Origin of the sequence: Lysinibacillus sp. NPDC058147, from assembly GCF_042884205.1 — a bacterium.
Classification (GTDB): Bacteria; Bacillota; Bacilli; order Bacillales_A; family Planococcaceae; genus Lysinibacillus.
The window spans coordinates 181,095-195,214 of the sequence record NZ_JBHVUJ010000003.1 but is presented as its reverse complement, the minus strand read 5'-3'; the positions used below and the strand labels follow the sequence as shown (position 1 = coordinate 195,214).

Genomic DNA, 14,120 nt, shown 5'->3' with positions numbered 1-14,120 from the left:
ATAACTCCTAAGCAAAAACCACCTTATCCTACATACATCTGTATTCTTCTAGTACAGGAATACCTACTTCTAATCAATCAAAAGTTATCCCGAAAATAACGCTCATGTCAATCGTTATCCCAAAATAAATTTTAGCAGAAGCTAAGGTTATTTTAAGCATGGATAAATTTTAATAGTCAATTGAGAGTGCTATTTTTAAGTTACTAAAGAATTAAAAATAGATTGAATTAATATAATAATGAGTGGCTAATTATCAATATGGAGAGCTCAAAGGAAGGGACTGGGGAAAATGAATGAAATCAAAACTGCTGCAATTTTTTCCTATGTAACTATCTTTTGTACTTTTGTTGTTTCTATAGCGTTTACACCATTTATGATTCGCATGCTAGGGCAAGAAGAGTATGGTTTATATGCCATAATGATGGTGATTATTGGCTATTTTTCGATTTTAGATTTAGGATTTGGTAATGCGATTGTTCGTTACATATCGAGAAATCGTGCTCTTGGTGACAAAAACAGTGAAGCGGAATTAAATGGATTTTTTCTGAAACTATATATCTTAATTGGTTTGATTGCAATTGCAATTGGAATAATTTTGTATTCGCAAGTCGACAATATTTTTGGAAGTAGCTTATCAAATCATCAAATTGAGAAAGTAAAAATGATGGTTATTTTTATGACCATTAGTTTAGCAGTGCAATTTCCATTATGCGTTTTTTATTCAATCTTACAAGCGTATGAACGGTTTATCTTTATTAAAATAGTATCTTTAATACAGGTGATCATTCAGCCAATTACGATGCTGATTTTCCTTTTACAAGGTGCCGATTCTGTTACGATGATTGGTATTGTTGCAGTTTATAATGCTTTATTTATCCTAGTAGATGCATTGATTTGTATAAAAATTCTAAATGTAAAATTTACATTTACAAATAGTAATAAGAGCTTGCTGAAAGAGATTTGCCTTTATGCATTTTTTATTTCTGTCACTGTAATTGTAGATAAAATCTATTGGCAAACTGATCAACTACTTTTAGGTATTTTAAAAGGTACTGTAGATGGTGCTACTTATGCGATTGCCATTCAGATTGTCATGATATTTATGTCATTGGCACTAGCTATTAGTAACCTCTATTTGCCTAGAATATCTATATTAGTTACACAAGAAGATGGTCTAAAGCATATTAATCATCTATTTAAAAAAGTAGGGTCGATTCAGTTTTTAATAATTGGTTATGTTTTTGGGGGATTCATACTTTTTGGAAAAGACTTTATTATGTTATGGGTCGGAAAAGAGTTTCAACAAGTTTATTATATTGTATTGATCATTATGATCCCTTTCACAGTGGATCTTACTCAGAATTTAGGATTGAGTGTATTAAAAGCAAAAAACTTAGTTAAATTTAGAACAATTCTATTATTCTGTATTGCCTTGTTAAATCTTGTGTTATCGATTCCAGCTATTAAATATTTTGGTTTACTGGGAACAGCAAGTATAACAGCATTATCATTGTTAGTTGGTAATATTGTAATTATGAATGTGTATTATCACAAAAAATTAAAATTAGATATTAAAGGATTTTGGCAGAATATATCAAAATTAATGGTTGCTTTCTTTTTCTCAACAATCACCATGAAGTTACTATTATTTATATTTAATCCGACTATTACATGGGTTTCTCTCATGAGCTATATCATTTTATATGGCATTCTTATTTTCCTAGCTCTCATGGTGTTAGTGGTAAATGCGCAACAAAGAAAAACGCTCATACATTTAGCAAAAAATAAATTTACGAACTTAATAACAAGAAAAGTGGGACAGGAATAAGTATAAATTAGTCTCTTAAACGAAGCTTCAATGACTTACTTTAAAATATTCGAGGTAGTTAGTGGAAATATTTATTTGTGCTGCATGGTCAATTGCGGATCACCAGTTATAGATGGTAAACTAAAAGGTGCTAATTATAGAAAGAGTGGTTTTGAAAATGAAAGTACTATTTATTGGTGATATCGTTGGGTCAATTGGTCGTGACGCAGTGGAGAAATATTTGCCACGATTAAAGAGAAAATATAACACAGACGTTGTTATTGCCAATGGTGAAAACGCAGCAGCAGGGCGTGGAATTACACGAAATATTTATAATGATTTATTGCAAATGGGTGTGGATGTTATTACGATGGGTAATCACACTTGGGATAATAAAGATATCTTTGATTTTATTGACGATGCAGATTATTTAATCCGTCCAGCGAACTTTTCGAGTGAGGCTCCAGGTAAGGGAATGGTGCAAATTTCGAAAAATGGTGTCACATTATCGGTCATTAATTTACATGGACGTGTCTTTTTACCGCCTCATGAGGACCCTTTTGCGATGGCAGAGGAATTAGTCGAAGAAGCTCGTAAAACGTCACCGCTTGTGTTCGTTGATTTCCACGCAGAGGCAACAAGCGAGAAAATTGCACTTGGCTGGCATTTAGATGGGAAGGCATCAGCAGTCGTTGGGACACATACTCATGTGCAAACAGCAGATGCACGCATTTATCCGAATGGAACGGCGTATATTACAGATGTTGGCATGACAGGTCCCTATGATGAAATTTTAGGGATGACAAAGGAAAGTGTTATTTATAAATTCCAAACAAACATGCCATCTCGTTTTGAAGTGCCTAAAAAAGGACGCGATGTGTTAAGTGGTTTCTTTGTTGAGATTGATGATAAAACAGGAAAAGCTCTACATTGCGAGCGAATTTATATAAACGAAGATTATCCATTCCAAGCATAAGAAGAGAAACTATTGTGTATTAAAAAATGCACAATAGTTTTTTTGTTAAAAAAAATGATTAAGGGAATCTTTGAGAATGTTGTGGCACTTAAAATAAGAATGAATTCAGTTCCAGTCTATTTACTTTCCTGATCAAGCATCAAGCCGCTTCCTCCGCTAATGATGCCACTTCACAGAAAAATAACATTGTTGCTGCCTCTTAGCTTTCGCACAAAAAAAATTACTGAAGTTTCGTTCACTTTATATTAGAGTGACTTGCTATATGAAGCTCTTAGTCGTAACGGAAATCAATCCCCCGCTTTGCAGAATAGCTATGCTTTACTTCATTGATATAGATTTTCTAACGTAAATTTCCAGTCTTTTTAGATTGTTTCAATATATAAGAAATGAAAATAGTCTATTTTCTTCTTACCGAGCATAAAATGACCTATCGACAATAACTTGAGGTCCAAACAAGGGGGACATGAGTTGTTGAGCGTAAATACTATTCGCGAAACGGGGAGGAATAATTGTGGATTCATTAAAAGTATCATCACGCTCTAATCCAAATTCAGTTGCAGGTGCATTAGTCGCGGTAATCAGAGAAAAAGGGCAAGCAGAAATGCAGGCAGTTGGGGCAGGTGCACTTAACCAAGCCGTGAAAGCAGTGGCCATTGCACGCGGATTTGTAGCGCCAAGTGGCACAGATTTAATTTGCGCACCGGCGTTTGCCGATATTTTAATTGCTGGTGAGGAACGTACAGCCTTAAAGCTTCTTGTGGAAAAACGTATTCGATAAAAAGTAATGAAGTAAAATGCCTTGCACATAATAAGTTGCAAGGCATTTTTTTCGTTTATATAGACAATAAGGATTGAGGAAGAAAATCCTTCATGCTCTACATACTAACATGTTAAATGTCACTTGAAATCAGCAAGTTAATTTTTTAAACTTAATTGATTTGAAAATTACAACTTTTTGAACAGGATTTTCAGTCAAAGGTCTGATTTTCGTTTAAATCGAGGAATAACAATAGTGTAGACTGTTTCTTCGTGTTAAACTTATGAAGGAAAAATAATAGTATATACATTGGATCTAAGGAGTTGTTGACATGTTACATCAGCTTTCATGGAAAGTCGGTGGGCAACAGGGTGAAGGGATTGAAAGTACAGGGGAAATTTTCTCAATGGCAATGAATCGTTTAGGTTACTTCCTATACGGTTATCGTCATTTCTCTTCTCGAATTAAAGGTGGCCATACGAATAATAAAATTACAGTTCGTCCAACAGAAGTACGTTCAATTGCGGATGATTTAGATATTTTAGTAGCGTTCGACCAAGAAACAATCGACGTCAATTATAAAGAGTTAACAGAAAATGGAATTATTTTAGCGGATGCAAAATTTGATCCAGTGAAGCCAGAAGATTCAAAAGCGCCATTATTTGCGGTACCTTTTACAGAGGTAGCTGCAGAGCTGGGTACTTCGTTGATGAAAAATATGGTGGCAATCGGGGCAACAGCTTCTTTGTTAAACCTAGAAGACGAAGTGTTCCAAAATGTTGTAGATGATATTTTTGGTAGAAAAGGTGAAGAAGTTGTTCAGAAAAACATGGAAGCAATTACACGCGGCCATGAATTAATGAATGAGCTTTTAGGCGATCGTGTAGGTGAATGGGCTTTAGCGCCAGCAGATGGTAAACGCCGTATGTTCATGATTGGGAACGATGCAATAGCACTTGGTGCACTTGCAGCTGGGACACGCTTAATGGCAGCTTACCCAATTACACCAGCTTCTGAGATTATGGAATACCTTATTAAAAAATTACCGAATTTCGGTGGTACGGTTATTCAAACAGAAGACGAAATTGCTGCAGCGACAATGGCAATTGGGGCAAACTTTGGTGGTGTTCGTGCCTTTACAGCTTCAGCTGGTCCTGGTCTTTCATTAATGATGGAAGCAATTGGTCTTTCAGGTATGACAGAGCAGCCACTAGTAGTTGTTGACACACAACGTGGTGGTCCATCAACAGGGTTACCAACAAAACAAGAGCAATCAGATTTAATGGCGATGTTATATGGTACGCATGGTGAAATTCCAAAAGTAGTGATTGCACCTTCTACAATGGAAGAAGCATTCTTTGACACAATCCAAGCGTTTAACATTGCGGAAGAATTACAATTACCAGTTATTTTAATGACTGACTTGCAATTATCTCTAGGGAAACAATCTGTAGAGCCATTCGATTACAAAAAAATTGAAATTCGTCGCGGTAAAATTGTTACAGGCGACATTGAAGAAGCGGCTGATAAAGCATACTTCAAACGTTATGAAGATACAGAAGATGGAATTTCACCACGTGTGTTACCTGGTACGTTGAATGGTATTCACCATGTAACAGGGGTTGAGCACGATGAAACAGGTAAGCCATCTGAAGCAACTGGTAACCGTCAAGTACAAATGGATAAACGTTTCCGTAAACTAGCGGCATTGAAATTTGATAATCCAGTATTTTTAAATACGCCTCACGAAGAAGCGGATATTTTATTAGTCGGCTTTAACTCAACACGTGGAGCTATTGAAGAAGTACAAGAACGATTAAATGCTCAAGGTATGAAGGTGAATCATGCACATATTCGTTTAATTCATCCATTCCCATCTGCTGAAGTGGCACCACTTGTAGCAAAAGCGAAAAAAGTAATCGTTGTAGAAAATAACTACACAGGTCAATTAGCAAATATTATGAAGATGAATATTGGTGGTCACAATAAAATCGAGACAATCACAAAATATAATGGTACACCATTCTTGCCAGGTGAATTAGAAAATCGTGTGAAGGAGTTGACTCGCTAATGGCAACATTTAAGGATTTTCGTAATACAGTGAAACCAAACTGGTGCCCAGGCTGTGGTGACTTCTCTGTACAAGCAGCGATTCAGCGCGCCGCGGCTAATGTTGGTATTGAACCGAACGAACTAGCAGTTATCTCTGGGATCGGCTGTTCTGGTCGTATTTCAGGTTACATTAATTCTTACGGTTTCCATGGTATTCATGGCCGTGCATTACCAATTGCACAAGGTTTGAAAATGGCTAACCGTGATTTAAACGTTATTGCTTCTGGCGGTGACGGAGATGGCTTTGCGATTGGTATGGGTCATACAATCCATTCCATCCGTCGCAATATTGACATCACATACGTTGTTATGGATAACCAAATTTATGGTTTAACAAAGGGGCAAACATCTCCACGTTCTGCTGCAGGATTTATTACAAAATCTACGCCAGGTGGTGCAATAGAGCCTTCATTAAAACCATTAGAAGTAGCTTTAACAAGCGGAGCTACATTTGTCGCACAAGGTTTCTCAACAGATATTAAAGAGTTAACAGCTTTAATTGAAGCAGGTATTAATCATAAAGGCTTCTCATTCATCAACGTATTCTCACCTTGTGTTACGTATAACAAAGTGAACACGTACGATTGGTTTAAAGAAAACTTAACGAAGCTTGCTGATATTGAGGGCTATGACAATTCTGACCGTGGTATGGCAATGCGTACAGTGATGGAGCATGAAGGTTTAGTAACAGGTATTATTTATCAAGATACTGAAACGGCTTCATATCAAGAAAAAGTACCAGGCTATTCAGAGCTACCATTAACGGATATTGATATTAAAATGAGCGAAAATGATTTTAATGAATTAGTGAAAGAATTTATGTAAATCAAATTTTATATAGCATGATAAAAAGCATTTGGAATTCCTCCAAATGCTTTTTATGTTTTTGATAGACTGTTATGTTAATGAAATTAAGATGTTAAAACATTTTTCTTGCAGTCACTACGTTAGCACTACGCTTTCGCACATAAGAAGCGTAGTGCTGAAATTTGAGTTTTATCATTATAAATGAGTAGATACATGTTATGTGAAGTGGTTGATTGGAGTGGAGACTGAGTGACTCCTTGGGGATTAGCGTCTCATCGGACGCCCCCAGGAAGCTCTGCTCTGCGCGAAAGCGAAGCGTCAGCGGCAAATGTTTTCTGTAGCGAAAGCAAAGCGACAGCTACAATAGTTTTATCTGTGCGAAAGCGTAGCGACAGCAACAACAAAGCGCTCAGTCGGAACGGAAATCAACCTCTCGCTTTGCCGAAGCTAAACTCTATCATTGATGTTCCACAAAAAATTTTCGCTATCCTTATAAATTCCTTATAATCATTTTCTACACTATAGTCATCGAAAGGGTGATGACTAACTATGGAAGAAATTATTTTACAAACAGAAAATCTTAGTAAAAGTTTTAAAGGGCAAAAAATTGTAGAGGATCTGTCGTTGACGATACCACGAAATACTGTTTATGGTTTGCTCGGACCAAATGGTGCAGGGAAATCGACAACGTTAAAAATGATTACGGGTATGCTGCGTCCGAATGCAGGAAAGATACTTTTTAATGGACGTGAATGGAATCGTAATGATTTAAAAGACATTGGTATATTAATTGAAACACCACCGCTTTATGAAAATTTAACGGCAAGAGAAAATCTCAAGGTTCGAACGATTGCCCTCGGATTGCCACAGTCACGTATTGATGAAGTATTAAGAATCGTAGACTTGACCAATACAGGAAAAAAACGAGCAGGACAATTTTCGTTAGGGATGAAACAACGCTTAGGAATAGCTATTGCGCTATTAAACTATCCAAAGCTTTTAATTCTTGATGAGCCAACAAATGGTCTCGATCCAATCGGTATTCAAGAGCTTCGAAAACTGATTCGATCTTTTCCAGAGCAAGGGATTACAGTCATTTTATCTAGCCACATACTATCAGAGGTAGAGCAGGTTGTTGATGAAATTGGCATCATTGCGGGAGGAAAATTAGGCTATCAGGGAGTGGCCCCACAAGGTCAGGAATTAGAATCATTATTTATGCAAGTAGTGTCTGCTCATAGAAAGGTAGGCATGTAATATGATTTCAATTATGAATGCTGAAAGATTAAAATGGAAAAAGACTTTTATTGTTAAATTAGTTTGGCTAGCACCCATAGTGGCGATGGTACTAACTGCATTATTAATGGGAGGAAGTTTTTTTCAAAAGGGTGCTTATAATTGGTGGTATACAATGCTCTTACCAGGTGCTCTGACAATATGTTGTGCAATAGTGGTGGAAAAAGATGCTAAATTGAAATATCATAGTATTCTCGCAATGCCGATTGATCTGAAGAAGATTTGGTTTGGCAAAATACTTGCGTGTAGTGCCTGGTTGTTATTAATTACATTTATTTTTTTGGCAGGAATTACTGCTGGTGGAATACTTTTTGGCAATAGCTTTTCATTCGTAAATAGTCTTACAGGTAGTTTGTTAATTTTCGTAACTTTTTTATGGCAAATTCCACTTTGTTTATTCCTTGCGGCAAAATTAGGGACTTATATGGCTATTTTAATAAATTTAGTTGGCAATATTGCTGGTATGATTGCATTTGCGAATGGGGATTTTTGGTATAGTGTTCCTTACGCCATTACAGCAAGACTAATATGTCCAACATTGGAGATTTTACCAAATGGTCTGCCAGTGCCTGAGGGTAGCCCGTTATTAAGCATGTCGGTTATAGTTCCAGGTATATTAATTGCTTTAGCATGGTTTGCATTAATTAGCTTCTGTACTGCACGTTGGTTTGAGAAAAGGGAGGCGAAATAGTATATGGTAATGTTAAGATTACTGAGAGCTGAGTTTCTTAAAGTAAAAAGAACGCCATTTTTACTAACTCATTTCCTTGTACCGATTATTATTTCCGGCCTGTTTTTAGCATACTATTCTTATTCACCATGGAATTTTGATTGGAAAATATCCGGTTATTTTCAGGCTCTTTCATGCGGGTTTCCAATTATTATTGGATTAGTTTGTGCAATGGCAGCGGAGCAAGAAGCAAATGCAGGGCAATTTCAGGGGATGCTAACAGCTACTAAAACAAAAATAGTGGCCTATTTAAGTAAGTTGCTACTGTTATTGTTATTTAGTTTTGGAGCAATATTACTGACCTTCGGTATTTTTAGTGTAGGTTTTATTGAACTTTTGCATGAAGATACTTTTGGTTATCAATTTTATTTTATAGCTGGATGTATTCTATTTGTAAGCTTTGCATTTTTATATATTTTACATTTTTTTGTTAGTCTTCATTTTGGTAAAGGTGCCTCAATTGGTTTAGGTATTGTGGGATCACTAATAGTAGCCTTATTACTCACTGGACTAGGTGATGGTATTTGGTCATACATACCTTATGGTTGGGGTGGTCACTTTGTTTCATTATGGGCAATGAAGGCGTCAGGGCTTGATCTATCAACGGTGGAAACAGGACTACAGGAAGGTATTATTGCTTCAGTTTGCGGGACATTGCTCGCATTAGTCCTATCATGTTTATGGTTTTGGAAATGGGAAGGAAGAAAGTCTGATAATTAGGATATGAAAAAATGATGAGGGTAGAAATATGGCAAAAATACTAGCAGTAGATGATGAAAAAGATATTTTAGTATTGATAAAAAATGCATTACTAAAAGACGAACATTTAGTAACGGCAGTCTCTGAAGCAACAGAAGTAAGTAAAATGGATCTTGGTGCCTTCGATTTAATTTTATTGGATGTGATGATGCCCGAAATTGATGGATTTACTTTATGCGGTCAAATACGTCATGCGGTAGATTGTCCTATCCTTTTTTTAACGGCTAAATCGTTGGAGGAGGATCTAATGTATGGTCTAGGTCTTGGCGCAGATGATTATATTATCAAGCCGTTTGGCATTGGAGAGCTACGAGCAAGAGTGAACGCGCATTTGAGACGTGAAAAAAGAGAACGACGTAGCATTCTTTTTGTAGATAATGTTCATTTTAATCTATCAGGTAAAGAGCTGTTTGTAAATGAAGAGAAGGTAATGCTGACAAAAAGCGAATACGAAATATGCGAATATCTAGCTCGAAATCGAGGACAAGTGTTTTCTAAAGAAAAGATTTATGAAACTATTTTTGGGTTTGATGGGAAAAGTGACAGTACTGCTATTACTGAGCATATTAAAAATATTCGTTCAAAGCTACATGCCTTTAATGTTGACACCATTGACACTGTTTGGGGGATCGGATATAAATGGAGACACTAAAGCCTACTAAAGGAACACGACTACATACTTTTTTTCTTCGATACCTCCTTTTGCTATGTTTAGGCACTATTTTATTAGTAGGACTACTGTTTAGTATATTTTTATTTACCTTTTCTGCCAACATCGTTTTGCCAGCAAATTATGCAGAAAGTCAAATTTCATTATCAAAGGATCGTATTGCGTCTAGTAGTTCGATTACCGCTGATATTATTCCTGAACTTGTTGACTACGCTGTCTTTTCTAAAGATGGACAATTCCTTGCAGGGAATCTTTCAGAAAAGGACGCTTTTAAAGCTTGGGATGTAATGAAAAAAGGGGAAACGCAAAGTGGTTCCCAATTTTACTCGTTTATAGAGCGGGAAAATGAGATTTGTATATTACGATACTATTTAGTACCCCAGTATCGTTCAGAAATTTTAAGGAAATCTTTGCCTAATCCGCAATTATTAGAATTTCTAGTGTTTATTATAGGGATTATAGCTTATGCTACTGTCCTTGCGATCCATTTTGGAAGAAAGCTTAAGAAAAAAATGTTTGGCTTGCAGGAAGCGATTGAAAAAATACAAAATCAAAATTTGGATTTTACGATAAGCCCTTCAGGAATACGTGAAATAGATGAAATTTCCATTTCTCTTGAGCAAATGAGAGAGGCCTTAAACAGCTCCTTAAAACAACAATGGGAATCAGAACAAGCTCGTAGAGAACAAATTTCTGCTCTTGCTCATGATCTGAAAACACCACTTACAATTATTCGAGGGAATGCAGAGCTATTACAGGATACTGTTCAAGATGATATACAAAGAGAATATAATAATTATATTTTGAAAAATACAATGGAAATAGAAAAATTCACGAAAGAGCTTATTGATTTATCGAAAATGGAGAAAAATATCGTTCGTGAAAAAACGAATGTTAAAACGGATGTATTGATGACAGAAGTAGAACATCAAATGAGAGCTCTTTCGTTGGAAAAAAGGCTTCAAGTAGTTATCCAAAAGGAAATGCTTCCTGCACTTATATTGATCGATGAAGAGCAGTTCTATCGAGCAATTTTAAATGTCATAGCAAATGCTGTAGAGCACACACCTGAAAATGAAAAGGTGACATTATCTGTTCAAGGTGCTACTGATTTTATTCAATTTACCGTTACTGATAGCGGCTGTGGATTTTCTCCAAGAGATTTAAATGAGGCTACCAAACAATTTTATCGCGGAGATCCAAGCAGAAATGCAGGAAATCACCATGGGATGGGACTTTATATTGCCCAATCCATTGTTCAGAGTCATGGTGGCACACTGCTAATTGGAAATGATTTAACAGCTGGTGGCGGAAAAGTGACCGTTACAATCCCAATCACAATTCCAATCAAAGAAGTGCCCAGCCAGAACGGAAATCAACCCCACGCTATGATGACGAGCCTTTAAAAAGGTTGGTTAACATACTTATAAAATATCTCGAGAAAAGAATGATTATGGCAAATTTGCTAATATCATTCTTTTTGTTTTGATAAATGGTAAAAATGGGGAGTGTGTTCGGGCAATAGTATTGTAAAAAATGCTACAATAAAAGAAAAAAAGAAGAGGCGATGCACGTGGATAACGTCATTGATTTTATTGCAAAGAAAAGAGAACGTGAAGAAAGACAACGTGCCCAGGAGTTAGAAAGGTATGTTGCGACACAATGTAATTTTCAGCAACCAGAAAATATTGATGCACTTGTTGACGGAAAAGTGATTGAGGTCAAGGACCATACGTTGTTTTTAGGTTTTCTCTCGATATTAAAAGATGAAAAAATTGATCCACTTGATATTTTTCAGGATGTTTTTACATTAGAACCTGCCCATTTTGAGATATCCTACAATATGAGATGGTGGTCAGTTGTACAGCTTGCCTTTACATTTTTAACAATTTTAAAGGAAAACGAGCCCCATACATATGCAGATTTTCTTGGTTTATAAAATGAATCTAGAGTGTGTGCACGTCTAGGAACGCTACATAAACGTGCGCATACTGAACTAGATTTCTTCTTATTTCCTCTAAAACTTTTACAATCCCCCTTTAATTCATAATTGTTCATAGATTTTCATAATTCCTTAATAATTTTTACTGAATATTTTAACGTCCTCCATACTTGCTTAATGTTTGTTTCCTAACATGAATGTTGTAAGACAAATGAAAACAAACATAAACAAATGGAGGTTCCAACTCATGGCAATTCAAAAGTTGTGGAAGAAAGGTCTAATCGGAGCATTAGCAATTTCAATGTTGGCAGCTTGTTCTGAAGGTTCATCTGGGTCGAATGAAGTGAAAAGTGATTTGACACTTGAGGAGATGACGAAAAAAGCAAAAGAAGAAGGCACTGTAAATTCAGTCGGTATGCCAGATACTTGGGCTAACTGGGTAGAGACTTGGGATGATCTTGGTACTGAATATAGCCTTAAGCATAAGGATACAGACATGTCGAGTGCTGAGGAGCTAGCGAAGTTTGAGGCAGAAAAGGATGATGCCACTGCGGATATTGGTGACGTCGGAATTGCTTTTGGACCGATTGCTAAGGACAAGGGTTTAACATTACCGTACAAAACATCTTATTGGGATGAAATACCTGACTGGGCAAAGGATGATGAAGGCCATTGGATCGTGGGTTACACTGGAACAATTTCATTTTTAACTGATAAAAACAACGTCAAAAATGCCCCGAAATCTTGGGAGGATATTAAAAACGGAAATTACACTGTCAGCATTGGTGATGCTTTAACAGCGAATCAAGCACAGTTTGCTATTTTAGCAGCTGCTATGGCATTTGGTGGCGATGAATCGAATATTCAACCAGGAATAGACTTCTTTGTAGACTTAGCAAAACAAGGGCGTTTAAAAGGAGATCCAACTGTTGCGAATTTAGAAAAAGGCGAAATTGACGTAGCCATCCTATGGGATTTTAATTCACTTGGCTATCGACACCAAATTGATGAAAAACGTTTTGATGTCGTCATTCCATCAGAAGGCTCTGTAACATCAGGCTATGCAACGATCATTAATAAGTACGCCAAAAATCCTTATGCAGCAATGCTTGCTCGTGAATACATTTTATCAGATGCAGGGCAAGAAAATTTAGCGAAGGGTTATGCTCGTCCAATTCGTGACAAAGTTCAATTGTCTCAAGAAGTTCAAAAGCTATTATTACCTGCGGAAATGTACAAAAATGCTCAGCCAGTAAAAGATCAAAAGAAATGGGAAGATACAACAAAGCAAATTCCACAACTATATCAAGAGCAGGTATTAATTCATGGGAAATAATAAAGTTGTCTTAATTGTCGTCGATGCACTTCGTTTTGATACAGCTTGTACCCATATGGGATTTATGCACCATTTAGTTGAACGTAAGATTGCAGCACGCTACAAGATTTGCTCAGAGGTCCCGTCTCTATCAAGGCCTTTATATGAAACGATTTTAACGGGGACACCACCCATTGTACATGGAGTTACGAGCAATATGACAGTGCGTTTATCCACACAAAATAGTCTATTTCATTTAGCAAAAGAAAACGGGCTGTCTACAGCAGCTGCTGCCTATTATTGGGTCAGTGAGCTATACAATCGTGCACCATTTGCGCATATGGAGGACAGGTTACAATTAGATACTCAATTGCCGATTGAGAATGGCTTGTTCTACTTTGAGGATCACTATCCAGATAGTCATTTATTTGCTGAGGCTGCTTGGCTAATGGATCAAAAGCAACCAGATTTCTTATATATTCATCCGATGAATGTAGATGATGACGGACATAAATTTACTGCTGACTCGGCACAATATCGAAATCGTGTTTTAGCAGTGGATGCTTTATTATCTTTATTTATCCCAAAATGTCTAGCGCGGGGCTATGAAGTGATCGTGACAGCAGATCATGGGATGACGAGTGATGGTAATCACGGAGGCACAACAGCAGAGGATCGCCATGTACCCATGTTTGTTATTTCGAATCACGTTAAGGCAGGCATTAAGGATGAGATTGTATCACAGTTACAAATTGCTCCGCTGTGCTGTCATTTATTGAATATCGAACCTTCTGATGAAATGGTTCCGCTGTTATTAGAAGGGATGCATTCATTAAAAAGGGTTTAATTATCAATATTTATTCAGGCGTGTTGGTTAGGGGAAAAGGTTTATTATTGAGTGAGTGATTAAACATAGCGTGGGTTGATTTCCGTTCCGGCCGGGCGCTTT

At 36.7% G+C, this 14,120-nt stretch carries 13 protein-coding genes; all 13 read left to right on the top strand.

Annotated elements, in window-relative coordinates; translation table 11 throughout:
• The first annotated feature begins 289 nt into the window (after positions 1–289).
• The 13 genes from ACFVT8_RS10480 (at position 290) to ACFVT8_RS10420 (ending at position 14,018) form a co-directional block, all read left to right on the top strand.
• Positions 290–1,828, top strand: coding sequence for an oligosaccharide flippase family protein (locus ACFVT8_RS10480; protein WP_387080105.1), 1,539 nt, complete (start codon positions 290–292; stop codon positions 1,826–1,828).
• Between the two features lie 157 nt (positions 1,829–1,985).
• Positions 1,986–2,783 carry a TIGR00282 family metallophosphoesterase gene (locus ACFVT8_RS10475; protein ID WP_387080107.1) on the top strand — a complete coding sequence of 266 codons (798 nt, stop codon included), beginning with the start codon at positions 1,986–1,988 and terminating at the stop codon, positions 2,781–2,783.
• Positions 2,784–3,294: 511 nt separating this feature from the next.
• A complete protein-coding gene (locus tag ACFVT8_RS10470) occupies positions 3,295–3,561 on the top strand; it encodes a stage V sporulation protein S (protein ID WP_004224903.1) in 267 nt (88 codons plus the stop codon).
• Between the two features lie 310 nt (positions 3,562–3,871).
• Complete coding sequence (locus tag ACFVT8_RS10465; protein WP_387080109.1) at positions 3,872–5,611, top strand: 2-oxoacid:acceptor oxidoreductase subunit alpha; 1,740 nt, start codon at positions 3,872–3,874, stop codon at positions 5,609–5,611.
• A complete protein-coding gene (locus tag ACFVT8_RS10460; protein WP_387080111.1) occupies positions 5,611–6,477 on the top strand; it encodes a 2-oxoacid:ferredoxin oxidoreductase subunit beta in 867 nt (288 codons plus the stop codon). The genes ACFVT8_RS10465 and ACFVT8_RS10460 overlap by 1 nt, the downstream gene beginning before the upstream one ends.
• A 531-nt stretch (positions 6,478–7,008) precedes the next feature.
• Positions 7,009–7,716, top strand: coding sequence for a lantibiotic protection ABC transporter ATP-binding protein (locus ACFVT8_RS10455; protein ID WP_387080113.1), 708 nt, complete (start codon positions 7,009–7,011; stop codon positions 7,714–7,716).
• Position 7,717: 1 nt separating this feature from the next.
• Positions 7,718–8,446 (top strand): lantibiotic immunity ABC transporter MutE/EpiE family permease subunit, encoded by a 729-nt coding sequence (locus tag ACFVT8_RS10450; RefSeq protein WP_387080114.1) that lies wholly within the window; start codon positions 7,718–7,720, stop codon positions 8,444–8,446.
• A gap of 3 nt (positions 8,447–8,449) precedes the next feature.
• The gene (locus ACFVT8_RS10445; protein ID WP_387080116.1) at positions 8,450–9,205 is read left to right on the top strand and encodes a lantibiotic immunity ABC transporter MutG family permease subunit; all 756 of its coding nucleotides are present in this window, start codon (positions 8,450–8,452) and stop codon (positions 9,203–9,205) included.
• A 28-nt stretch (positions 9,206–9,233) separates the two neighbouring features.
• Positions 9,234–9,896: a response regulator transcription factor gene (locus ACFVT8_RS10440; RefSeq protein ID WP_387080118.1), complete on the top strand. Its 663-nt coding sequence runs from the start codon at positions 9,234–9,236 to the stop codon at positions 9,894–9,896.
• On the top strand, positions 9,884–11,320 hold the full coding sequence (locus tag ACFVT8_RS10435; RefSeq protein WP_387080120.1) for a sensor histidine kinase: 1,437 nt from the start codon (positions 9,884–9,886) through the stop codon (positions 11,318–11,320). Before ACFVT8_RS10440 ends, ACFVT8_RS10435 begins: the two co-directional genes overlap by 13 nt.
• Before the next feature lie 161 nt (positions 11,321–11,481).
• Entirely contained in the window at positions 11,482–11,853 is a 372-nt protein-coding gene (locus tag ACFVT8_RS10430; RefSeq protein WP_387080122.1) for a 2-oxoglutarate ferredoxin oxidoreductase subunit beta, read from the top strand.
• Positions 11,854–12,103: 250 nt separating this feature from the next.
• Positions 12,104–13,192, top strand: coding sequence for an ABC transporter substrate-binding protein (locus ACFVT8_RS10425; RefSeq protein WP_387080124.1), 1,089 nt, complete (start codon positions 12,104–12,106; stop codon positions 13,190–13,192).
• On the top strand, positions 13,182–14,018 hold the full coding sequence (locus ACFVT8_RS10420) for an alkaline phosphatase family protein (RefSeq protein ID WP_387080126.1): 837 nt from the start codon (positions 13,182–13,184) through the stop codon (positions 14,016–14,018). The genes ACFVT8_RS10425 and ACFVT8_RS10420 overlap by 11 nt, the downstream gene beginning before the upstream one ends.
• Positions 14,019–14,120: the final 102 nt, after the last annotated feature.